General features: G+C 71.5%; 23 protein-coding genes. 18 read left to right on the top strand and 5 right to left on the bottom strand.

Annotated features, from left to right (window positions below):
* Nucleotides 1–71: 71 nt before the first annotated feature.
* Nucleotides 72–734, top strand: coding sequence for a tRNA (guanosine(46)-N7)-methyltransferase TrmB (trmB, locus tag ESZ52_RS11945; protein WP_131105123.1), 663 nt, complete (start codon nucleotides 72–74; stop codon nucleotides 732–734).
* A 57-nt stretch (nucleotides 735–791) separates the two neighbouring features.
* Here the strand turns inward: trmB and ppk2 are convergent, their stop codons facing one another.
* Nucleotides 792–1682, bottom strand: a complete 891-nt coding sequence (gene ppk2 / locus ESZ52_RS11940; RefSeq protein WP_131105122.1) for a polyphosphate kinase 2 — start codon at nucleotides 1680–1682, stop codon at nucleotides 792–794.
* A 77-nt stretch (nucleotides 1683–1759) separates the two neighbouring features.
* Here ppk2 and hemW point away from each other — a divergent pair, with 77 nt between their 5' ends.
* From hemW to ESZ52_RS11910, 6 genes are all read left to right on the top strand, one after another.
* On the top strand, nucleotides 1760–3013 hold the full coding sequence (gene hemW / locus ESZ52_RS11935; protein ID WP_131105121.1) for a radical SAM family heme chaperone HemW: 1254 nt from the start codon (nucleotides 1760–1762) through the stop codon (nucleotides 3011–3013).
* A gap of 177 nt (nucleotides 3014–3190) precedes the next feature.
* Nucleotides 3191–3472, top strand: coding sequence for a hypothetical protein (locus ESZ52_RS11930; protein ID WP_131105120.1), 282 nt, complete (start codon nucleotides 3191–3193; stop codon nucleotides 3470–3472).
* A complete protein-coding gene (locus ESZ52_RS11925; RefSeq protein ID WP_131105119.1) occupies nucleotides 3469–4113 on the top strand; it encodes a hypothetical protein in 645 nt (214 codons plus the stop codon). Before ESZ52_RS11930 ends, ESZ52_RS11925 begins: the two co-directional genes overlap by 4 nt.
* A complete protein-coding gene (locus ESZ52_RS11920; RefSeq protein WP_131105118.1) occupies nucleotides 4080–4829 on the top strand; it encodes a hypothetical protein in 750 nt (249 codons plus the stop codon). The genes ESZ52_RS11925 and ESZ52_RS11920 overlap by 34 nt, the downstream gene beginning before the upstream one ends.
* A gap of 94 nt (nucleotides 4830–4923) precedes the next feature.
* Entirely contained in the window at nucleotides 4924–5733 is an 810-nt protein-coding gene (locus ESZ52_RS11915) for a hypothetical protein (protein WP_131105117.1), read from the top strand.
* A 35-nt stretch (nucleotides 5734–5768) separates the two neighbouring features.
* Nucleotides 5769–6449 carry a hypothetical protein gene (locus tag ESZ52_RS11910; RefSeq protein ID WP_131105116.1) on the top strand — a complete coding sequence of 227 codons (681 nt, stop codon included), beginning with the start codon at nucleotides 5769–5771 and terminating at the stop codon, nucleotides 6447–6449.
* Between the two features lie 499 nt (nucleotides 6450–6948).
* On the opposite strand, the gene ESZ52_RS11905 is transcribed toward ESZ52_RS11910, so the two are convergent.
* Together ESZ52_RS11905 and ESZ52_RS11900 are read right to left on the bottom strand one after the other, a co-directional pair.
* Complete coding sequence (locus tag ESZ52_RS11905) at nucleotides 6949–7401, bottom strand: DUF4870 domain-containing protein (protein WP_425600014.1); 453 nt, start codon at nucleotides 7399–7401, stop codon at nucleotides 6949–6951.
* Nucleotides 7402–7412: 11 nt separating this feature from the next.
* Nucleotides 7413–8276 (bottom strand): DUF3097 domain-containing protein, encoded by an 864-nt coding sequence (locus ESZ52_RS11900; protein WP_131105115.1) that lies wholly within the window; start codon nucleotides 8274–8276, stop codon nucleotides 7413–7415.
* Nucleotides 8277–8434: 158 nt separating this feature from the next.
* On the opposite strand from ESZ52_RS11900, the gene fumC reads away from it, so the two are divergent.
* The 9 genes from fumC (at nucleotide 8435) to era (ending at nucleotide 18454) form a co-directional block, all read left to right on the top strand.
* On the top strand, nucleotides 8435–9841 hold the full coding sequence (gene fumC, locus ESZ52_RS11895) for a class II fumarate hydratase (RefSeq protein WP_131105114.1): 1407 nt from the start codon (nucleotides 8435–8437) through the stop codon (nucleotides 9839–9841).
* Nucleotides 9842–10090: 249 nt separating this feature from the next.
* Nucleotides 10091–11116 (top strand): heat-inducible transcriptional repressor HrcA, encoded by a 1026-nt coding sequence (hrcA, locus tag ESZ52_RS11890; RefSeq protein WP_131105113.1) that lies wholly within the window; start codon nucleotides 10091–10093, stop codon nucleotides 11114–11116.
* Nucleotides 11117–11271: 155 nt separating this feature from the next.
* Nucleotides 11272–12399 (top strand): molecular chaperone DnaJ, encoded by a 1128-nt coding sequence (dnaJ, locus tag ESZ52_RS11885; RefSeq protein ID WP_131105112.1) that lies wholly within the window; start codon nucleotides 11272–11274, stop codon nucleotides 12397–12399.
* Nucleotides 12399–13148, top strand: a complete 750-nt coding sequence (locus ESZ52_RS11880) for a 16S rRNA (uracil(1498)-N(3))-methyltransferase (RefSeq protein WP_131105111.1) — start codon at nucleotides 12399–12401, stop codon at nucleotides 13146–13148. The genes dnaJ and ESZ52_RS11880 overlap by 1 nt, the downstream gene beginning before the upstream one ends.
* Nucleotides 13145–14560, top strand: coding sequence for an MFS transporter (locus ESZ52_RS11875; RefSeq protein ID WP_131105110.1), 1416 nt, complete (start codon nucleotides 13145–13147; stop codon nucleotides 14558–14560). Before ESZ52_RS11880 ends, ESZ52_RS11875 begins: the two co-directional genes overlap by 4 nt.
* Nucleotides 14561–14606: 46 nt before the next feature.
* Entirely contained in the window at nucleotides 14607–15680 is a 1074-nt protein-coding gene (locus ESZ52_RS11870; protein WP_181009981.1) for a PhoH family protein, read from the top strand.
* Nucleotides 15677–16186, top strand: a complete 510-nt coding sequence (ybeY, locus tag ESZ52_RS11865; protein WP_131105109.1) for an rRNA maturation RNase YbeY — start codon at nucleotides 15677–15679, stop codon at nucleotides 16184–16186. Before ESZ52_RS11870 ends, ybeY begins: the two co-directional genes overlap by 4 nt.
* Complete coding sequence (locus tag ESZ52_RS11860) at nucleotides 16183–17535, top strand: hemolysin family protein (RefSeq protein WP_131105108.1); 1353 nt, start codon at nucleotides 16183–16185, stop codon at nucleotides 17533–17535. The genes ybeY and ESZ52_RS11860 overlap by 4 nt, the downstream gene beginning before the upstream one ends.
* Nucleotides 17522–18454, top strand: coding sequence for a GTPase Era (era, locus tag ESZ52_RS11855; protein ID WP_131105107.1), 933 nt, complete (start codon nucleotides 17522–17524; stop codon nucleotides 18452–18454). The genes ESZ52_RS11860 and era overlap by 14 nt, the downstream gene beginning before the upstream one ends.
* 56 nt (nucleotides 18455–18510) lie before the next feature.
* Here era and ESZ52_RS11850 read toward each other — a convergent pair whose 3' ends face one another.
* The gene (locus ESZ52_RS11850) at nucleotides 18511–19698 is read right to left on the bottom strand and encodes a hypothetical protein (RefSeq protein ID WP_131105106.1); all 1188 of its coding nucleotides are present in this window, start codon (nucleotides 19696–19698) and stop codon (nucleotides 18511–18513) included.
* Nucleotides 19699–19839: 141 nt separating this feature from the next.
* Entirely contained in the window at nucleotides 19840–20793 is a 954-nt protein-coding gene (locus ESZ52_RS11845) for a GNAT family N-acetyltransferase (protein WP_272948382.1), read from the bottom strand.
* 238 nt (nucleotides 20794–21031) lie between these two features.
* Here ESZ52_RS11845 and dhaK point away from each other — a divergent pair, with 238 nt between their 5' ends.
* Nucleotides 21032–22027 carry a dihydroxyacetone kinase subunit DhaK gene (dhaK, locus tag ESZ52_RS11840; RefSeq protein WP_131105105.1) on the top strand — a complete coding sequence of 332 codons (996 nt, stop codon included), beginning with the start codon at nucleotides 21032–21034 and terminating at the stop codon, nucleotides 22025–22027.
* A 9-nt stretch (nucleotides 22028–22036) separates the two neighbouring features.
* Nucleotides 22037–22663: a dihydroxyacetone kinase subunit DhaL gene (gene dhaL / locus ESZ52_RS11835; protein ID WP_131105104.1), complete on the top strand. Its 627-nt coding sequence runs from the start codon at nucleotides 22037–22039 to the stop codon at nucleotides 22661–22663.
* Nucleotides 22664–22666 lie beyond the last annotated feature (3 nt).

Genomic DNA, 22666 nt, shown 5'->3' with positions numbered 1-22666 from the left:
CCCTCGGCCACCCGTTCATCGGCCCCCGACCGCTGGCGCGGACACGCTCCTTCACCCGGCGCGGAGGGCGGATGCCCCGGGCGCACCAGGCCGCGTGGGACCGGATCGCGGACCAGGTCCTGGTGGAGGTACCCCGTCCCATGGGCGCGACCTCGACGGTGGTGGACCCGGCCTACCGCCTCGACCCGCAGGAGGTCTTCGGCCGCACGGCACCCCTCGTCGTCGAGGTCGGGTCCGGGTCCGGTGACGCCCTGGTCGCCGGCGCTGCGCAGCGTCCCGAGTGGGACTTCCTGGCCCTGGAGGTGTGGAGACCCGGGATCGGGCACGCGCTGGCCAAGATGGAGGCCGAGACCGGCGCCGGGGCCCAGCCCAATGTGCGCATCGTCGAGGTCGACGCCGTGGTGGCCCTGCAGACGATGCTCGCCCCGGGGTCGGTGCACGAGGTCTGGACCTTCTTCCCCGACCCCTGGCCCAAGGCCAAGCACCACAAGCGCCGGATCGTCACCCCGGACTTCGTCGACGCCGTGGTCCGGCTGCTCGCCCCGGACGGGGTATGGCGTCTGGCCACGGACTGGGACCACTACGCCGAGTCGATGCGCGAGGTGGTGGGGGCCGAGCCGCGCCTGGAGCTGGTCTCCACCGACCGGGCCCCGCTGCGTCCCGTGACCCGCTTCGAGCGCCGCGGCACCGCGGCCGGCCGGCAGATCACCGACCTGGCCTACCGCCTGCGCTGAGCACACACCTGCGCCCGGGCAGAGAGGAGGGTGCGCCCGGTCGGGGGAGGCCGGCCCTCAGTCGCCGACCGTGTCCCGGGCCCGCTTGACCAGCCGGGGGTCGGGGCGCAGCACCACGTCGTGGTCCTTGCCCTCGTACTCGAACTGGGAGAGGAAGTGGCGCATGGCGTTGATCCGCGCACGCTTCTTGTCGTTGGACTTGATCGTGATCCAGGGCGCCCAGTCGGTGTCCGTGCGGCGGAACATCTCCTCCTTGGCCGCGGTGTAGTCGTCCCAGCGGTCCAGGCTCTCCAGGTCCATGGGCGACAGCTTCCACTGCCGCACCGGGTCCAGCTGCCGGATCGCGAACCGGGTCCGCTGCTCGGACTGGGTCACCGAGAACCAGAACTTGGTGATCGACAGCCCCGCGTCGACCAGCATCCGCTCGAACAGCGGCGCCTGCTCCATGAACACCTCGTACTCCGCGTGCGAGCAGAAGCCCATCACCCGCTCCACGCCGGCGCGGTTGTACCAGGACCGGTCGAAGAGCACGATCTCCCCGGAGGTCGGCAGGTTCTCCACGTAGCGCTGGAAGTACCACTGCCCGGCCTCGACCTCGGTCGGCTTGTTGAGTGCCACGACGCGTGCGCCGCGGGGGTTGAGGTGCTCCATGAACCGCTTGATCGACCCACCCTTGCCCGCGGCGTCCCGCCCCTCGAAGACGAGCAGATGACGGCTGCCGTTGTCCTTGGCCCAGTACTGGAACTTCAGCAGCTCTACCTGCAGCAGCCACTTCTCGACCTCGTAGTAGTCGCGGGTCATCCGCTCGCTGTAGGGGTAGTCCTCGCGCCAGGTGTCGACGGCGCTCCCGTCCGGGGTGATCAGGTCGGGGTCCGAGCCCTGGTCGTCCCGGACGGTGTAGCCCTGGTCCCGCAGGCTGTCGATGTACTCACGGAGGCGCTGCTGCACCCTGCGAGGTTAACGCGGCACCGCGCCCCACACGCGGCGAGCGAGTGCGCCGTGTCCGGTCTGGGACACTGGGAGGTATGCCGTCCGCGTTCCCCCCTGGTGAGCCCGCACCGCAGGACGGCTCCCTCCCACAGACCGCGCTGGCCAGCGTGGGTGCCGGCCCGTTCTCGGTCTACCTGCACGTCCCGTTCTGCCGCGTCCGCTGCGGCTACTGCGACTTCAACACCTACACGCTGCCCGAGCTGGGGCAGACCGGCCCGGAGCAGCCGCTGCTGTCGGGGGAGGCCCGGTCGTTGACCGAGACCTTCGTCGAGGCGGCCCACCGCGAGCTCGAGCTCGCTGGTCGGGTGCTGGGCGACCGGCCCGGCGCCGTGGAGACCGTCTTCGTCGGCGGCGGCACACCGACGATGCTCGACCCGGACCAGCTGGGCGGGCTGCTGGAACGGGTACGGCATACCTGGGGCCTGGCGCCCGACGCCGAGGTGACCACCGAGGCCAACCCCGACACGGTCACGCCCGAGGTGGCGCAGCGGCTGAGGGCGCACGGCTTCACCCGGGTGAGCATCGGTATGCAGTCCGCCGTCCCGCACGTGCTGCGCACCCTCGATCGCACCCACGATCCGGCCAACGTGGTGCGGGCGGTGCACGCGGTGCGCGAGGCGGGGATGCAGATCAGCCTGGACCTGATCTACGGCACGCCGGGGGAGTCGCTGCAGGACTGGCGGACCAGCCTGGAGCTCGTGGCCTCCCTCGAGCCGGACCACGTCTCGGCCTACGCCCTGGTCGTCGAGGAGGGCACCAAGCTGCACGGGCAGGTGCGCCGGGGAGCAGTGCCGGCGCCGGACGACGACGACGAGGCGGACAAGTACGAGCTGGCCGACGAGCTGCTCGCCGCGGCCGGCTACGGGTGGTACGAGATCTCCAACTGGGCCCGCTCCCCGGAGCGGCGCTGCCGGCACAACATCGCCTACTGGCGGGGCGACGACTGGTGGGGCGTCGGCCCCGGCGCGCACAGCCACGTCGGGGGAGTGCGCTGGTGGAACGTCAAGCACCCGCGGGCCTACGCCGACCGGCTCGAGCAGGCGCACAGCCCGGCCCACGCGCGCGAGCTGCTCGGCGACGGCGAGCGGTATGACGAGCAGGTGCTGCTCGGCGTGCGCCTCGCCGACGGCCTGCCCGTCGACAGGCTCCGGCCCGAGGGACGTCTCGCGGTCGCGGGTCTGGTCGCCGACGGCCTGGTGGAGGGGCGGGCGGCGGTGCAGGGACGGGTCGTGCTCACCCTGCGCGGCCGGCTGCTGGCGGACACGGTGGTGCACCGGCTGCTGGGCTGACGTGGGGCTGACGCCGCGCGCACGGTAAGGAGGGCGGGAGCGACCGCGACACGAGGTGCCGTGCCGCACGACGCCTGTCCGGACCGGCCTGTGCCTACACTGGGCCCGCTCAGTCGCGCGCGCCGGAGGGGATCTGGCTCGCGCGCGACAGGACCGATGCGAGGGAGGCGTGCAAGCATGGGCTTTGCCGGAGGTGACCCGACGGCGCTGCGGGGCGCGGCGACCAGGCTGGACGGGTTGGGGACGGATCTGGCGGCCGACTCCCTGGCGTGCAAGGGTCCGGGGAGTGACATCGCCGGCGCAGCGCCCGGCGAGATCGGGGTGCTCGCGGAGAACGCCGTCCTGGCTGCCGGAGGCGCCGTCGCGGCAGCCGCCGTCCTGGTGTCCGCGATGGGCACCGGCAGCGCCACCGCGGGGGAGCAGCTCGACCTCGCGACCGGCGGCCAGGTGGCGGTGTGAGCGCCTTCGCCCGGCCTCAGGGCAACCCCGGTGGCATCCGCGACGGCGCGAGCCGGCTGACGGGGTTGGCGGAACGCGTCGGCGGCACGCGGCTGGACACGCTCTTCGGTGCCGCCGGGACCGCTGAGGCGGCGCTGCCGACCCGGCGCGTGGCGGACTTCCAGGGGCTGTACCACGACGGCGCCGGGGCGATGGAGGAAGCCGCCCAGGTCTTCTCCGATGTGGCGGCGGCGCTCGCCGACTACGCCGACGCGCTGGAGAGCGCCCAGTCGGCGATCGACACCGCCTCCACCGGGTATGACGATGCGCGCCGGCTGTTCAACCTGGCGCAGAGCACCGGGGAGACCGAGCTCGAGTCGCAGGCACGCTCGGACATGTCCCGGCACCGCACCGATGCCGAGAATGCCCACACGACCTTCGACGAGGCGCAGTCGCGGGCGCGGTCTGCCCTGTCGGGGCTGGCGACGACCTGGTCGCCGGGAGCGGCCACGACGTCGCCGGTGGACGCGTGGGGGGCCTCGACGGCGGCGATCCTGCCCCAGCAGGTCGGGCTCTCGATGGACCAGCTCGAGGCGATCTTCAACGGCGAGCCTCGACCCAGCAGCTCGTGGACGTCGGCAAGAACGTGCAGAAGGCGTTGACGAACGGCTGGTACAGCTGGCAGGCGATCGCCATCGCCCGCGACAGCGCCGCCTACAACCGGACGGTGCAGGCGATCAAGGACACCCGGGGCCAGGGGGGCTCGGCCCGGTCACGGCTCAAGGCGACGCGTCGCAGCCAGGGGCTGGCCGGGGCGCACCGTTACTACAAGAACATGCGGCGCCTGCAGTCGGACCGCCTCGCCCTGGGCCACGCACAGACGCGCTACCCCAGATCAGGGGGCACCCACCACCGCTACGGTGAGATCCGCACGGGTGTGCCCCGGGGAGGCGCTCCGCAGACCGGGTGGCGCGGGACGATGGCCCGCTTCGGCACCAGCCGGATCGGGTCAACCGTCCGGGCCGGCGGCCGGCTGCTCGCCCCGCTCGGGGCCGTGACGGGTGGCTACGACATCTACCGCGCCCTGCGCGGTGGGGAGGGGATGTCCACGACCGACCGCGTCGTGACCGGTCTGGGCGGCGCGGGGGGTCTCGCGGCCGGTGGCCTGGCCACCTACGCGCTCGTCGCGGGAGCGGCGCTGGGCCCGGTGGGCCTGGGCATCATCGCCGTCGGTGGCGCGGTCGCCGCCGGCGCCTGGCTGTACGAGAACCGGGAGGCGGTCGGCGAGGCGGCCAAGAAGGTCGTCGACGTCGGGAAGAAGGCCTTCGAGGGCGCCAAGGACATCGGCAAGAAGGTCTGGAAGGGGCTCTTCGGCTGAGCCCTCCACTCCTGTCCTCCCACCCGGCCCTTTGAACGGCTCTGACCAGCTTGACCTCACCACCGCGACCCGACCAGCACGACGGAGAACAGCTGTGCCTGACCACACCCCCGGCCAAGCCTCGGACCAGGACAACCCCTTCCTCGACCCGGAGGTCGCCTCGCTCACGGAGGAGATGATCGAGGAGTCGGCCGAGGAGGCGCTCAACCTCGGCTCGTACAGCGACGAGGAGATCGCCGCCCTGGTCTTCGAGGGACAGGACCGTCCCGTGCCGCTGCCCTGGTTGGACACGCTGGAGCCGCAGGAGCGGGAGCTCGCCGTCGCCATGGGTATGCGCTCGCTCACCGTCCGGGGGCTCGTCGAGGCGCTGCCGCTGGACGACGTCCAGGGCACCATCCGGCAGACCTCGCCAGCAGAGGTGTGGGCACTGCTCGGGATGCGCCGGCATGCGCCGTCGACGGTCGTCGCCGAGCGCACCACCACCCTGGGCACCGACTGGATCGTGCTCTACGAGCAGGAGCAGGACCGGTGGCTGGCCGAGTTCATCACCGTCCAGGGCTTCCACGAGTTCGTGCTCGCCGCGGCGGAGGACACCGCCCTGGCGCTGATGGCCTGGTCCGGCGTGGACGCCCAGACGCCGGCACCGGACTTCGACGTGCGGCTCGCCGTCGAGGAGGTGCAGGGCCAGGACCCGCGCCTGGAGCCCGTCGGCCAGGCTCTCGTGGCGGTGACGCTGAGCCGGATGGAGTCGAGCGCACCCGAGGAGGTCAGCTTCTCCGGCCTCTACTCCGGTCCCGAGGGCAGCTACCTGTCCCGTCGGGAGCAGGACGGGCTGATCCGCTTCCGTGGGGAGGGCTTCGACGGGGTCGAGGCCTTCGTGCGCACGCTGCTCCGGGCGAGTTGATGGCGCCGGAGCCTGGCCCCCTGCGAGGGGAGGACATGGGGCGGGTCCTGGCGACGTTCCGCTGCTGGCCGGGGCCCATCGCGTCCGCCGTGATGGTCGCCATCACCGTCGGGGTGGTCACCTGGCAGTGGCTGGCCGTCCCGGACGACCCCCTGTGGTTCCGGTTCTTCGTGCTCCTCCTGATGGTGCTGCTGTGCTCCGCCATCGCGCTCCCGGGGGTCCTGGAGCGGCACCGGGTGTGCGAGCGCGGCCTGGTGCTGGGCTACGGCCCGACCCGTAGCGCGAGGTATGTCGTGCCGTGGGGCTCGGTCGACCCGGCGCGCGTGCGAGTCCTGCGCCGCAGCCAGCTGATCTCGCGGCACCGGGGGATGCCGCAGGTGAGCCCGCACTACCGGATCGGGACGGGTCCGTTGGCCTACCGGTCGCTGGCCGTCAACGGGCTGGACAGCGCCACCGACGCAGGCACGTGGGTGCACATCCCGGGCCTGCTGGAGACGACCACCACGATGTCCTCCGGCAGCGGCCGTCGAAAGATCCCCTACGCGTGGTGGATCCTGGGCACCCCGCACCCGCAGAAGCTGGCGCGGGTGATCGAGGAGGCCATGGTTGCGGCCGGGCACACCGCCGCGCGCGGCATGGCCGCCCGCGCGGTGGAGCAGGAGATCGTGGTGCCCTGGACGCCCGGGCCTACCCCCCTGAGGCCGCGCACGAAGTAGCGGCGGCGTCACCGCGCGGCCGAGTTCACCGACACGCCACCTGCGCTCTGCCGGTCCGTCAGACGCGTGCCGCACAATGACGTCAGTCCCTGCCGGGTATGAGCCGGCAGGGCCTGGAAGCTACGGGAGCTCGGGCGAGTCTCGAGGAGCGTCGAGCAGCCTCGACGAGCCCCGATCAGCCTGGAGATGGATGTGGCCCGGTTCGCGGAGTATGAGTCTGCGAACCGGGCCACGACCGGCTGAGATGCGCCGGACGATCGCGAAGGTGTCCGAGGCTCTCCCCTGCATCACCAGAGGGGTCACCAGCGGGTGGCGGGCACCTGCCAGATCATCGAATCCTCGACGAGTCTTGCGATCCGCTCTCCGCGAGGAGTGCGTAGCAGAGTTCTACTCCCGACCGCCCCTGCGCGCAAGGGATCTGCGAGGAAATGCGACCTCCCCCGGCGTGTCGCGCTTGACACGCCGAGGCTGAGCGCCCCTCGGACGGGGCAGGAGGGGTTCAGCTGAGCAGCCGGATCTGCAGGGGGTAGTTGTAGACCTCGCCCCGGGACGCGGCCAGCGCACCGCGCACATGGACCACGATCTGGACGATGAACAGCACGATCCAGATCGGGACCGCCCAGATGAGGCCGATGCCGAGGGTGACGAAGACGCTGATCCAGGTGAGCACCGAGGCGATCGTCATCGTGAGGTTGAAGTTGAAGGCGCCGGCGGCGGCGGTCCGCACGGCCGCGCTGCGCTCGCGGTAAAAGAGCCAGACCAGCAGCGGGCCGAGGAAGGGCAGCCAGCCCACGCTGAGCAGCATCGCCGCCGGGGCGGACAGGTGGGCGAGGAGCATCATCGTGCGCTCCTCGCCGTTCGCCGGGTCGGGGGCGGCGCTGTAGCTGCGGGGGTCGCCGGGCTGCGGGATCGGAGGCTGCTGGGGGTAGGGGTTGTGCGTCAAGACACTCACTCCTTGGGGTGTCAGGGAACCGTGACGAAGTCGATCAGCTCTTCGACGCTGGCGAGCAGCGTAGGTTCCAGGTCACTGTAGGAACGCACGGTGGACAGGATCTTCTTCCATCCGAGCGCCACGTCGGTCTGCGAGGTATGCGGCCAGCCGAGCTCGGCGAGCACCCCGTGCTTCCACGAACGCCCCTTCGCGATGACCGGCCACGCCTCCAGTCCCAGCCGGGCCGGCTTGACCGACTGCCACACGTCGACGTAGGGGTGGCCCAGGATCCGCACGTGCGGGCTGACCTGCTCGGCGGCGGCCACGATCCGACTCTCCTTGGTGCCCGGCACCAGGTGGTCGACGAGAACGCCGAGCCGGCGGTCCGGGGTCGGCGTGAAGCGCCGGATCTCGGCCGCCAGGTCATCGACACCGTCCAGCATCTCCACCACGACCCCCTCGACCCGCAGGTCGTCGCCCCAGACCTTCTCCACCAGCTCTGCGTCGTGCCGGCCCTCGACCCAGATCCGGGAGCCGCTGGCCACGCGAGCGGCCTGACCGTCGACGCGTACCGACCCGCTGGCGGTCCGGCTGGCCGCCTGCTTGGCCGCTGCGACCTGGGCCCGGCGTTCGGCCGTGGGGGCGGTGAGGACGACAGGGGCGCCGTCGAGGAGGAAGCCCGGCCCGAGCGGGAAGCCCTTGACCCTGCCGCGGCGGTCCTCCAGGTGCACCACCTGCATCCCGCCGGCCTTCTCCACCCGCACGACGGCCCCGCACCAGCCGGTGTCGACGTCCTCGACCACCAGCCCGGTCTGCGCCTCGACCTCCCGGGCGCGACCGCGCCTCGGCGCCCGCCAGTCCCCGCTCAGCACGTCTGCTCCATACCTGTCCATCACGCCGTCCGACGCTAGGCGGTGCGACCGCTGGGACGGGTGAGGCGCGCGGGGCGGTGGGGGCGCGGCAGTGCACGCGGGAGGTGCGACGACAGCGGACCGACGGGTGCGGCGACGGGCGCGGCGACGGCGCCAGAGGTGGGCCCTCCTACGATGAGGCCATGAGCCAGACACGCATCGAGACGGACAGCATGGGGCAGGTCGAGGTCGCCGCCGACCGCTACTGGGGCGCGCAGACGCAGCGCAGCATCCACAACTTCCCGATCGGCCGGGACACCTTTGTCTGGGGCCGCCCGGTCATCAAGGCCCTGGGCATCCTGAAGAAGGGCGCCGCCCAGGCCAACGCCGAGCTCGGTGAGCTGCCGCAGGACGTGGCCGACCTCATCGTCCGCGCCGCCGACGAGGTGATCGCGGGGGACCTGGACGACCACTTCCCGCTGGTCGTCTTCCAGACCGGCTCGGGCACCCAGAGCAACATGAACAGCAACGAGGTCATCTCCAACCGGGCCATCGAGCTGGCTGGTGGCGAGATGGGCAGCAAGACGCCGGTCCACCCCAACGACCACGTCAACCGTGGGCAGAGCAGCAACGACACCTTCCCGACGGCCATGCACATCGCGGTGCTGCTGGAGCTGCGGGACCGGCTCGAGGGGGACGTGACCCTGCTGCGGGACACGCTGGCCGCCAAGGCGGAGGAGTTCGCCGGGGTCGTCAAGGTCGGCCGCACCCACCTTCAGGACGCGACCCCGATCACCCTGGGGCAGGAGATCGGTGGCTGGGTGGCCCAGATCGACTACGCGATGCGCGAGGTGCGGCACGCCGGGGACGGCCTGCGGGAGCTGGCGATCGGCGGCACCGCCGTCGGCACCGGGCTCAACGCTCACCCCCGCTTCGGTGACCTGGCCGCGCAGAAGATGGGGGAGGAGGCCGGCTTCGAGCTGGTGTCCGCGGAGAACAAGTTCGCTGCGCTGTCGGCCCACGACGCCCTCGTGCAGACCTCCGCCGCCCTGCGCACCCTGGCCGGCGCCCTGATGAAGATGGCCAACGACGTGCGCTGGCTGGCCTCCGGCCCCCGTAACGGCATCGGCGAGCTGGTCATCCCCGAGAACGAGCCGGGGTCGAGCATCATGCCGGGCAAGGTCAACCCCACCCAGTCCGAGGCCCTCACCATGGTCGCCACCCGGGTCTTCGGCAACGACGCCACTGTCGCCTTCGCCGGCACCCAGGGCAACTTCCAGCTCAACGTCTACAAGCCGGTCATGGTCCACGCCGTGCTGGAGAGCATCCGGCTCATCGGCGACGGCTGCCGTGCGTTCAACGACGGCTGCGCCGTGGGCCTGGAGCCCGACAACGCCACGATCGAGGCCAACCTGGCCAGCAACCTCATGCAGGTCACCGCGCTCAACCCGCACATCGGCTACGACAAGGCCGCAGCGATCGCCAAGCACGCCCACAAGGAGGGCCTGACCCTGCGCGAGTCCGCGATCGCCTCGGGTCACCTGTCCGAGGAGGAGTTCGACGCCTGGGTCGTGCCGATCGACATGACCCACCCCCGCCAGGTCGACTGAGTCTCGCCCTCCCCCGACCGGGCGCACGGTTCTCCCGGTCGGGCCCCGACCGGGCGCACGGTTCTCCCGGGCTGGCCCCGACCGGGCGCACGGTTTGCCCGCCCATGGGCGGACCGCGTCGTTGGTCGGTGCGAAACGTGCGCTTGGTCGGTGAGGAGCGTGCGCTCGGTCGAGGGGAGGTTCGGTTTGCGTGCCCCGGGTAGACTTGGCACTCAGGTATGCAGAGTGCCAGCGGCGGAGGGAGGAGCCATGAGCGAGGAGCGTCGTCTGGAGGTGCTGCGGGCGATCGTGCAGGACTACGTGCGCACCTCCGAGCCGGTCGGGTCCAAGGCCCTGCTGGAGCGCCATCAGCTCGGGGTCTCGGCCGCGACCGTGCGCAACGACATGGCGGCGCTGGAGGACGAGGGCCTTATCACGGCACCGCACACCAGCGCCGGACGGATCCCCACCGACGCCGGCTACCGGCTCTTCGTGGACCGGCTGCAGCAGGTCAAGCCGATGAGCAAGGCCGAGCGCGCGGCCATCGAGCGCTTCCTGGAGGGTGCGGTGGACCTGGACGACGTCGTCGCCCGCACCACCCGGCTCCTGGCGGGCCTGACCCAGCAGGTCGCCGTCATGCAGTACCCGAGCCTGACCCGGTCCACCGTGCGGCACATCGAGCTGGTCCCGGTCGGCGGGACCCGCCTCATGGTCGTGCTCATCGTCAACACCGGCCGCGTCGAGCAGCGCATGGTGGAGACCGGTCGCGACCTGGGCGTCGAGGCCGAGCTGGTCGCAGGGCTGCGCAACCTGGTCAACGAGCAGGCCGTCGGCCAGCCGCTGACCGCTGTGCCGGCGCGGTTGGCCGCGGTGACCGAGCGGATGCCGCCCGAGGACCGGCCGCTCGCCGACGCGGTCGCGCGAGCCCTGGCCGACGCCACCGAGGAGAGCACCGAGGAGCGGGTCGTGCTGGCCGGCACCGCCAACCTGGCCCGGGTCGGCAGCGACTTCCCGACCACCCTGTCCCAGGTCCTGGAGGCGCTGGAGGAGCACGTGGTGCTGCTGCGGCTGCTCCAGGCCGTGCCCACGATCACCGAGGGCGACGGCGACACGGTCGCCGTCTCGATCGGGACCGAGAACCCGTACGCGCCGCTGCGCACCACCTCTGTCATCGCCACCGCCTACGGTGGTGCCGGGAACCTGGGCGTCGTGGGGCCCACCCGTATGGACTACGGCCAGGCCATGGTCGCCGTCCGCGCGGTGGCGCACTACGTCGCCGAGATCCTGGACGGGTGAGGGATCTCACGGCATACCTGCCGCGCCCCCGTCGTTGGACCAACGTCACCCCGTCGCGCCGACCGGCGCACCAGCACCTGAGCACCACCTGAGCACCACCTGAAGACCACCTGCCGAACCCATCCGACCGCGACCAGCTGAGGACGCCCCACGCCGTGAACGACTACTACGCCGATCTTGGAGTGCCGCGCGAGGCCACTCCCGAGGAGATCAAGAAGGCCTACCGCCGCAAGGCCCGTCAGCTCCACCCGGACGTCAACCCCGGGGCGGACGCCGAGGCCGAGTTCAAGCGGGTCAGCCAGGCCTACGACGTCCTCGGCGACCCGACCAAGCGCGCCTCCTACGACCGGGGTCAGGACCCCTACGGCGGCGCCACCGGCGGGTTCGGCCAGGGCTTCACCTTCAGCGACATCATGGACGCCTTCTTCGGCGGCACCGCAGCCGGCACCCGGGGCCCGCGGGCCCGGGTTCAGCGCGGTCACGACGCCCTAGTCCGGCTGGACATCGACCTGCCCACCGCCGTCTTCGGTGGGGAGGAGACCCTGTACATCGACACGGCCGTGCTGTGCCAGACCTGCACCGGCTCGGGCGCGCAGCCGGACTCCGGCACCCGCACCTGCCAGGTCTGCGTCGGCCGCGGCGAGGTGCAGCAGGTCCAACGCTCGTTCCTGGGTCAGGTGATGACCTCCCGCCCGTGCCAGGCCTGCCGCGGCTACGGCGACGTGATCGAGCACCCGTGCTTCGACTGCTCGGGCGAGGGACGGGTCCGCACCCGCCGCGACCTGACGTTGAGGGTGCCGGCCGGGGTGGACACGGGCACCCGGATCCAGCTCAGCGGTGAGGGCGAGGTCGGACCGTACGGCGGGGAGCCGGGGGACCTGTATGTCGAGATCGCGGTCGAGCCGCACGAGACCTACCAGCGGCGGGGCGACGACCTGCACGGAACGCTGGAGGTCCCCATGACGGCGGCTGCGCTCGGCGCCAGCCTGCCCGTGGAGACCCTCGACGGCCTGGAGGAGATCGACCTCGCCCCGGGCACCCAGCCCGGCGAGACCATCACGCTGCCCGGTCTGGGGGTCACCCACCTGCGCGGCCAGGGCCGCGGCGACCTCGTCCTGCACCTGGACGTCAAGGTCCCCACCCGCCTCACCGACGAGCAGCGCGAGCTGCTGGTCCAGCTGGCCGAGAGCCGGGACGAGACCCGTCCCACGGGTCGCATGGGTGCCAACGGCGCCGGCCACGGCCGCAAGAGCAAGCTCTGGGACGCCCTGAGGGGCAGGTGATGACCGCGCCCCTGTTCCTCGTGCCGGTCGGCAGTCTCGACGCCGACGACGAGGGTGGGCCGGGCACCCTGCGGCTGGACGGCCCCGAGGGACGTCATGCCGCCGACGTGCAACGTCTCGGCGTCGGCGAGGGGGTCCTCGTCTCCGACGGTCGGGGTCGCGCCGCGTCCTGCACCGTCACTGCCGCCGACCAGGGAGCCCTCCAGCTCGCGGTCGACTCGCTGTGGACGGTCCCGGAGCCGCAGCCCCGCCTCGTCCTGGTGCAGGCGCTGGCGAAGGGGGACCGCGACCTGATGGCCGTCGAGGCCGCGACCGAGCTGGACGTCGACGAGGTGGTCCCATGGCAGGCCGACCGCTCGATCGTGCGCTGGCGGGCCGAGCGGGCCCAGAAGGCCCACCGCAAGTGGGAGCAGACCGTGCAGGCGGCGACCAAGCAGTCCCGCCGCGTCCGCGTGCCGGTCGTCGCCGACCTGGCGACCCGGGGTGAGCTGGTGCGGCGCGTCGCCGAGTCGGCGCTCACCCTCGTCCTGCACGAGGAGGCCGACGAACCGCTGGCCCAGGTGGCCCTGCCCGAACAGGGAGAGGTGCTGGTCGTCGTCGGCCCCGAGGGTGGGATCGCGCCGGAGGAGCTGGCCGCGCTCACCACGGCAGGTGCCCGACCGGTCCGCCTGGGCCGGACCGTCCTGCGCGCCTCCAGCGCCGGGCCGGCCGCGCTCGCCGTCCTCAACGCCCAGGGCAGGTGGCGGTGAGCACAGGCACCACGGGCTCCGGCACGACACGCTCCGGTGCCTCGGACTCTGGCACCACGGGCGCCGACACCGGGCCCGCACCCTCGCTCTTCGGCCCGCAGCTGCGCTCGGCCTCCATCGGGGCGACCGCGCTCATCGCGCTCTTCGCGCTGGAGTACATCGCCGTCGGGGCCGCCATGCCGACGATCGCGGAGGCGCTGCAGGGCTACCACCTGTACAACATGGCCTTCGGCGCGACCGTCGCCGCCAGCATCGTCGGGATGATCCTCAGCGGCTGGTGGTCGGACCGGAGCGGTCCCCGACCCGTCGTCATCGCCGGCACCCTGACCTTCGCCCTGGGCCTGCTCGTCGCCGGTTTGGCACCCACGATGGAGCTGTTCAGCGTCGCCCGTGGGCTGCAGGGGCTGGGCAGCGGGCTGTCCACCGTCGCGCTCTACGTCGTCATCGCACAGCGCGTCCCGGACGCCTCCCGCCCCGCCGTCTTCTCGCTGCTCGCCGCCGCCTGGGTCGTGCCCGGTCTGGTCGGGCCGCTCCTCACCGGCTCGCTGGTGCACTACCTGTCGTGGCGCTGGGTGTTCCTCGGTGTCGCGCCCCTCGTGGCGGTGGCGTTGCTCGTGCTGCGCCCGGCCCTGCGCGGGACCTACCCCAGCGACGACGCGCCCTTCCTGCGCCCGGCCACGATCGGCTGGGCCGTCGTCGCCGCGGCCGCGGTCGGGGTCCTCAACCTCTCCGGCGAGTCGGTGCAGGGCCGGGAGTGGGTCATCGGTGCGGTCGCGCTGGTCCTGCTGGGGCTGGCCAGCTGGCGGCTGCTGCCGCTGGGCTCGCTGCGCCTGGCACGGGGCCTGCCCGCCGTCATCGGGGTCCGCGCCGCCCTGGGCGGCTCCCTGGTCGCCGCCGAGGCCTACCTGCCGCTGATGCTGCGGGACGAGCACGGCTACTCCCCGGCCCGGGCCGGCGCGGTCCTGGCCGTGGCGTCCATCGCGTGGGCCCTCGGCTCGTTCTTCCAGGGCCGCCTCGGTCCGGCGACCGACCGCTACCGCGTCATGGTGGCCGGGGTGAGCATCTACGCCACCCTCATGGTGGCGATGGCGCTGGCGGTATGGGTCGCGTGGCCCGGCTGGGCGGTCATCGTCCTCTACGGCCTGGCCACGCTCGGTCTGGGCGCCGCATACCCGACCACCTCGCTGCTCACCATGCGCCTGTCGCCCCCGGGCGAGATCGGCCGCAACTCCTCGGCCCTGCAGGTTGGTGAGGCGCTGACCAGCGCCTTCGCCCTGGCGATCACCGGGGTGGTCTTCGGGCTGACGTATGCCGCCGCACCCCACACCGCGTTCGTCGGCACCCTGGTGGTCGCCTGCGTCGTCGGCGCCGTCTCCGTCGTGGCGGCGGGCCGGTCACGCCCGTCCGGCTGAGTTCGCCGGACCGGCCCAGCCTTCGAGCACTAGACTTGGACCTGATATGACCGATGTCGAGCATCCTGAACCCCCCGGATCGTCGAGCTTCTCCGGGCCGCCCACCCACCTCACCCCGGCCACGCACACCGTGGTCATCCCCGAGGAGATTCCGATGGTGGCCCTCCTCGGCCCCCGCGACGAGCTGCTGCGCACCATCGAGCGGGCCTTCCCGCGCATCGACGTGCACGTGCGTGGCAACGAATTCCGGCTCACGGGGGACTCCGCCGAGCTGGCGCTGGTCGAGCGGCTCGTCGACGAGCTGGTGTCCATCGTGCGCCGCGGCCAGCCGCTGAACCGGGACGCCGTCGAGCGCAGCATCGGGATGCTGCGGGCGGCCACCTCCGACCGCCCGGCGGACGTGCTGACGATGAACATCGTCTCCAGCCGGGGGCGCACGATCCGGCCCAAGACGCTGAACCAGAAGCACTACGTCGACGCCATCGACGCCCACACCATCGTCTTCGGGCTGGGCCCGGCCGGCACCGGCAAGACCTACCTGGCGATGGCCAAGGCGGTCGCCGCGCTGCAGGCCAAGGAGGTCAACCGGATCATCCTGACGCGCCCCGCGGTGGAGGCGGGGGAGCGGCTGGGCTTCCTGCCGGGCACGTTGACGGACAAGATCGACCCCTACCTGCGCCCGCTCTACGACGCCCTGCACGACATGGTCGACCCTGAGTCGATGTCCAAGCTGATGGCCGCCGGCACCATCGAGGTCGCGCCACTGGCCTATATGCGTGGCCGCACCCTCAACGACGCCTTCATCATCCTGGACGAGGCGCAGAACACCAGCCCGGAGCAGATGAAGATGTTCCTGACCCGGCTGGGCTTCGGCTCCAAGATGGTCGTCACCGGCGACACGACGCAGGTCGACCTGCCCGGTGGGGTGCAGTCCGGGCTGAAGGTGGTGCAGCAGATCCTCGACGGCGTGGAGGACATCCACTTCGCCCGGCTCACCAGCCAGGACGTGGTGCGACACCGGCTGATCGGGGACATCGTCGACGCCTACGGGCGGTATGACGCGCGCCAGCAGCGCGGGCCGCGTCGTCCCCGCGCGGTGGAGGAGGACTCCTCCTCGTGAGCATCGAGGTGCTGAACGAGTCCGGGGAGGTGCCCTCACCGGTCTCCGAGCAGGAGCTGGCCGACCTGGGACGGCACGTCCTGGACCAGCTGCGGGTGCACCCCCAGGCCGAGCTGACCATCACCCTGGTCGACGAGGAGACGATGGCGGCGCTGCACGTGCAGTGGATGGACCTGCCCGGCCCGACCGACGTGATGAGCTTCCCCATGGACGAGCTGCGCCCGGGTCATGAGGGGGAGGAGTCGGCCGCCGGGATGCTCGGCGACGTCGTGCTCTGCCCGTCCGTGGCCCGTCGGCAGGCTCAGGGGGCGGGCCACGCCGTCGGCGACGAGCTGCTGCTGCTGACGACGCACGGCATCCTGCACCTGCTGGGTTTTGACCACGCCGAGCCGGCGGAGAAGCAGGAGATGTTCGACCTGCAGCGGACGCTGCTGCTGACCTTCCTGGCCCAGCGCGGCCGGTCGACCAGTGCGGCCGACGACGACAGCGTGGCGAAGCGGACATGATCACGCTGATCCTCCTGGCGCTGACCACCACCGTCGTCGCCTTCGTGCTCTCGGCCGGGGAGACCGCGCTGCAGCGGATGTCCCGGCATCGGGCCGAGCAGCTGCTCGACGAGGGACGCTCCGGCGCCCGCGCGCTGGTCCGCATCACCCGCGAGGTCACCCCGTACCTGGCCGTCGCCACCTTCGTCCGGGTCACGGCCGAGGCGGCGACCGCGGTCATGGTGGCGGTCGCCGTCGACATCGTCACCGACAACCACGTCCAGACCGCACTCATCGCCTCGGCCATCATGGCGGTGGTGCTCTTCGTGGTCGTCGGCGTCTCGCCGCGGACGCTGGGTCGCCAGCACGTGGACGTGGTCGCGCTGATGAGCGCACCGCTGGTCCGCCTGCTCCGGCTCTTCCTCGGCCCGCTGGCCAAGGTGCTCGTCCTCATCGGCAACGCGGTCACCCCGGGCCGCGGCTACTCCGAGGGACCGTTCGCGACCGAGTCCGAGCTGCGGGAGCTGGTCGACCTGGCCGGGGAGTCCGCGGTCATCGAGGACGACGAGCGGGAGATGATCCACTCGATCTTCGAGCTGGGTGACACCGTGGCGCGCGAGGTCATGGTGCCCCGCCCGGACCTGGTGACGATCAAGGGCGAGAAGGTGCTGCGGCAGGCGATGAGCCTGTTCCTGCGCTCCGGCTTCTCCCGGGTGCCGGTCATCGGCGAGGACACCGACGACGTCCTGGGGATGCTCTACTTCAAGGACGTCGCCCGAGCCGTGAACAGCCGCGCCCAGTCCGCCGCCACCACCCCGGTGACCGAGGTGATGCGCCCGGTCCAGCGGGTCCCGGAGATGAAGCGCGTGGATGAGCTGCTGCGCGAGATGCAGCAGGCCCGCGCCCACGTCGCCCTCGTCATCGACGAGTACGGCGGCACCGCCGGGCTGATCACCATCGAGGACGTCCTGGAGGAGATCGTCGGCGAGATCACCGACGAGTACGACCGCGACCAGGCCGAGGTGGAGCCGGTCATCGCCGAGGACGGCGAGGAGCTGGTCCGGGTGCCGGCCAACATGCTCGTCGACGACCTCGCCGAGATGTTCGACGTGGAGATCGAGACCGAGGACGTCGACTCCGTGGGCGGGCTGCTGGCCACCGCCATCGGCATGGTCCCCATCCAGGGGTCGGTGGGCGAGGTCGCCGGCCTGGAGCTGACCGCCGAGCGGATGGCCGGCCGGCGCCGTCGCGTCGCGACAGTGCTGGTGCGCCGGCTGCGTGAGCCGGAGGCCGGCGAGGAAGACGCCGTTCCGGACCAGGACGAGGCCAGCCCGGCCCAGGACGAGGTGAGCAGCAGTGCCCCACAGTGAGCCCGACGAGACCGCATACCGGGCCGGATTTGCCTGCCTGGTCGGGCGGCCCAACGCCGGCAAGTCCACCTTGACCAACGCACTGGTGGGCTCGAAGGTGGCGATCACCTCCTCCAAGCCGCAGACGACGCGGCACACCATTCGTGGCATCCGGACCACCGAGACCGCGCAGCTGATCCTGGTGGACACCCCGGGGCTGCACCGACCCCGTTCGCTGCTCGGCCAGCGGCTCAACGACCTGGTCCGCGAGACGCTCCTGTCGGTCGACGTCATCGGCTTCTGCCTGCCCGCGGACCAGCGGGTGGGGCCGGGCGACCAGTACATCGCCAAGGACCTGGTGGACCTGCACCGGGTGCGCAGGGTGCCGGTGGTGGCCATCGCCACCAAGGCCGACGCCGTCAGCCGGGACCGGCTGGCCGAGCACCTCGTGGCGATCGACGGACTCGGCGACTGGGCGGCGATCATCCCCTGCTCAGCGGTGCGCGGGGACCAGGTCGAGGAGGTCGCCGACCTGCTGGCGGGCTACCTGCCGGAGTCGCCGCAGCTCTACCCCGAGGACCAGCTGACCGACGAGACGGACCTGGTGATGATCGCCGAGCTGGTCCGCGAGGCCGCGCTGGAGGGCGTGCGGGACGAGCTCCCCCACAGCCTCGCCGTCCAGGTCGAGGAGATCGTCGCTCGCGAGGACCGGCCCGAGCACGACCCGCTCTCCGACGTCCGGGTCAACGTCTTCGTCGAGCGACCCAGCCAGAAGGCCATCATCATCGGTCGCGGCGGGTCCCGGCTGCGCGAGGTCGGCGCCCAGGCCCGGCAGGGCATCGAGAAGCTGCTGGGCCACCGGGTCTACCTCGACCTGCACGTGAAGGTGGCCAAGGACTGGCAGCGCGACCCCAAGGCCTTGGACCGGCTGGGCTTCTGAGGAGCTGCTACCACTCTCGCTCACCTGGCGTCACCCTCAGCAGTGGTCGGGTGGGTCTACCTGGGCAGACCCTCGAGCGTGGTCTCGAACTCCAGCAGTTGCAGGTGCGCCCACGGGAAGGGCTCATAGTTGCCGCCGCCGGGTTTGGGTGCGTTCCAGCAGACGTTGTGCGGTTGGGCGCCGGCGAAGAGGGGGTCGTAGATCCCGGCAGGCAGGTCTGTGAGGTTCTCGGCGCAGAACGAGATGTCCCCAGCGCGGTCAGCGACGATACACCCGTACTCCTGGAACGCTTTGGCAATGGTTCGGCACACGGGGTGCAGGTCCATCGCGTCGATGTCCAGCGAGGCGGGCAGGCGCAACCGTTGGCCCATGTGGATGGCGTACTGCTCGGTGGACTGACCGTCTGAACGGACGGCGGGTTGGGAGATGCCCGCGTTGCGGGTGGGGATGTCGCGGGCGGCGACGCAGGGGACGGGGATCGCGCAGGTGATGGCGTGCGAGATGTGACCTTCCTGCAGTTCCTGGACCTTGATGACGCCGGGTTCCTGTGCGAGACCGGCAGCGTTGGTCCCGTAGTAGAACGGGGCGCTGGCGCCGTTCGGGTAGGGCTCAGCGCGCCCGAGCTTCGTGGAGGCGTTCCGGATGCGCTGACCTCGGTAGACGGACCACCCCGGATAGCCGGGTGCGTCCCACCGGACCTGCCACCCTTCCCAGTAGGTATCGGTCTCCTGCTCGTAGATGACGACAAAACCATCTGTTCCACCGGAGAGTATGGCGGCGTCCGCGGGCACCTTCGCATCGGAGAACATGTCGACGAGGTTGGCCCCGTACGGGCCAGCTGGCGGGTCACGCAGCACGAGGGGCACGGTGGCCTCGCCGGGTGTGATGACGAGGATGCTCGGGGTGTTGTTGTAGTTGTTCACTGCCCACGACGGGTAACCCAGGGGCACCGACCCCCACGAGGCGATGCCGGTCTGGATGAGGAAGTCCAGCTTCTGCGGCGACTGGGGGTCGAGCGCTGCGTCGGTGGGTAGCGGCGCGTACCACCAGTCCGGATCGCCCGCGGAGAACACACGGCGGGGTAGGCCCGTCAAGGAGTACGTTTCTGGCAGGGGTTGGGCTGGGGAGGGCACCGGGTCGGAGAGGTTCGACCCGCCGCCGTGCCCGGCGCGGAGGTGCTCTGGCAGGACCAGGGGCGCCAGGCCGACCGCCTGCAGGAATGTGCGCCGGTTGAGTGCCTTCATATCGTGCTCACTTCTACCTTCAGTTGATATCGCTACGGAGCCAGGCGGCGGGGCGCCCGGGCGGGGTGACAAGGGCAGGAATACCTGCAACGCGAGTGTCAGAAATCACGCGTACCGATGGCCACGCAAGTCCTCGACGATTCACGCAGGGTGTCCGCCGGACAGATTCGGCGACTCCCAGGAATGGTGGCGGCGGCCATCGTACCTGGCTTCGACAACGAAGTCGTAGTTCTCCAGTGCACGGCCTCGTCTCGACCTGTGCGTTCGCGGGCCCGTCGCACGGGCCGGCGACGCGTTCACCAGTGCCGTCGCCCGGCCCCGGCAACGTCGCCGACTGCATCCTGCACACCGGCCGCCCAGACTGCCTGACCCACTCCCGTCACCTACCCGTGCAACAGTCCCGAGGCCTGCCCCGGTCGTAGGAGGGAGAGTGACGAAAGCGCGACAGACACGATGAGTGAGAGGAGACCAGGGATGCCGAGTGACCGGGGCAACGAGGTGCCGCTGGAGTCCGCCGCCGCCGCCGGCGGTGAACGTGTCCGTCGAGAAGGACGCTGAAATTTTGGGTGTGCAGAGGCGCCTCCATAGCGACGTGGCCGGGTGGCTCCAGCACGACCTGAAGGAGGACCGCCTCCTCGAGCAGGAGCAGCGCCGTGACGCGATGTTCCAGTCCCCTACGGTCGCCCACAGGCGCTTGTGTCCGGATGACCTGGCCCAGTCCATGACCGCATGGGACGCTTCGGTGGCGTACCCCCGACCCCACTGACGCCGGAGCAGTTCGAAGGCCAGCTCCGGTTCGCCTGGGACGGCTCGCCCGCTGTCGACCAGGCCGCAGTAGCCGATGGCCTCCCCGTCTCCACGAGCTCCATGGCGAGCAGACCGATCGACATGGGGTCGATCGGAACGAATCGACTCCGCCAGCTCCGAGACCGTGGGGTGCCCCTCAGTATCGATCCGCCTGCGAGGCGGCACCCGCGGATCCCGCTCGTTCCACAGCTGGTGCATGACCGCCGCCTCACTGACTCGCCAGGGCCGCGGCAGCAGGCGGCCGGTCTTCAGGACCGGTCCGCGCGGCGTGTCCTCCCCGTCGGTCACGATGGCTACCTTGCCACGTCACCTGCCCGGTCATGCCGCAGTCGTCCAGCAGCTCCGATCTGCCCCACAAGCCTGCGCGGAGCCTGAGTGACAGCCGCATACGACCATGCATCTCGCCGCTCCCCCCGGGGCACCGAGCCGAGCGCCGAGGCTCATGACGGAAGCGATGCTCAATCAGCTGCCCGCCGGACGTGGTGCCGCGCGCGTGCGTCCTGTCGTTCTGTGGCAGGGTCGGGCCGTGAAGAAGTTCATCAACGACCCCGCTGACGTGGTCGTCGAAGCCCTCCAAGGCGTGGCCCTGGCCCATCCGGACCGGCTGCGCGTCGACCTCGAGCACCAGGTGGTCCTGCGCGCCGGGGGACCGGTGCCCGGCAAGGTCGGTGTGCTCTCCGGTGGCGGCGCGGGGCACGAGCCCCTGCACAGCGGCTTCGTCGGCTCAGGCATGCTGGACGCCGCCTGCTGCGGGCAGGTGTTCACCTCCCCGGTGCCCGACCAGATCCTGGCGGCGACAGCCGCCGTGGACACCGGTGCCGGGGTGGTGCAGATCGTCAAGAACTACACCGGCGACGTGCTCAACTTCGAGATGGCCGCCGAACTGGCAGGGGCGGACGGGGTCCGCGTGCGCACGGTCCTGGTGGCCGACGACGTCGCGGTCGAGGACAGCCTCTTCACCGCCGGTCGTCGTGGCGTGGGTGCCACCGTCCTGGTGGAGAAGATCGTGGGAGCAGCCGCCGAGGACGGGTCGGACCTGGACGCGTGCGCAGAGCTGGGGCAGAGGGTCGCCGCGGCCAGCAGATCGATGGGTATCGCGCTGAGCTCCTGCACCGTGCCGGCGGCCGGGCGCCCGACCGTCGACCTGGGACCGGACGAGATCGAGATCGGCGTCGGGATCCATGGCGAGCCCGGCCGGCGCCGGCAGGCCATGGCCCCCGCCCGGGAGCTCGCGGCGCAGCTGGTCGAACCAGTGGTCGACGACCTCGGCCTACAACGAGACGAGCCCGCGCTCGTCTTCCTCAACGGTCTGGGCGGCACCCCTCAGCTGGAGCTCTACCTGATGTTCCAGGAGGTGCACCGGCTGCTGGAGGCGAGAGGGATCGCCGTGGTGCGCTCCCTCGTGGGCAGCTACCTGACCTCCCTGGAGATGGCGGGCTGCTCCCTGACCCTGCTGCGCACGGACGAGCAGATGCTGCGATGCTGGGACGCCCCGGTGGACACCCCGGCTCTTCGATGGTGAGGATGAGACATGGCTGATCTGACTGCATTCCAGGCCTGGGTCGCGCAGAGCGCCCGTGCGATCCAGGAGCAGGCGGCGCACCTGACCGACCTGGACCGGGCCATCGGTGACGGCGACCACGGGACCAACATGGAGCGCGGCTTCACGGCCAGCGCCCGGCTGGCCGAGGACGAGCAGTTCAGTGGCATCGACACCTACCTCAAGAAGGTCGGGATGACCCTGGTCAGCACCGTGGGCGGAGCCTCGGGACCCCTCTACGGCACTTTCTTCCTGCGTCTGGCGGGACCGCTCTCCGCTTCCGACGACGCCGGTGCCCGGGAGCTGTCGCAGGCCCTGCGGGCTGGTGTGGAGGGCATCGTGGCGCGCGGCAAGGCCGAGCGCGGCGACAAGACCATGTATGACGCTTTCGCCCCCGCGCTCGCGGCCTTCGAGGAGGCAGCCCGGGACGGCCGGACGGTCCAGGAGTGTCTGGACCTGGCCGCCGAGGCGGCGGAGGAGGGACGGGACGCGACCGAGCCGATGGTGGCGCGCAAGGGTCGGGCCTCCTACCTCGGGGAGCGCAGCGCGGGGCACATCGACCCTGGTGCCAGCAGTGCTGCCCTCCTCCTGCGGGCGGCCGCCCAGACCCTGGCCTGAGGC

Source organism: Ornithinimicrobium sufpigmenti, assembly GCF_004322775.1.
Taxonomy (GTDB): Bacteria; Actinomycetota; Actinomycetes; order Actinomycetales; family Dermatophilaceae; genus Ornithinicoccus; species Ornithinicoccus sufpigmenti.
Note: the sequence above shows the minus strand (reverse complement) of the source record. Positions and strands in the feature narration are given on the sequence as shown.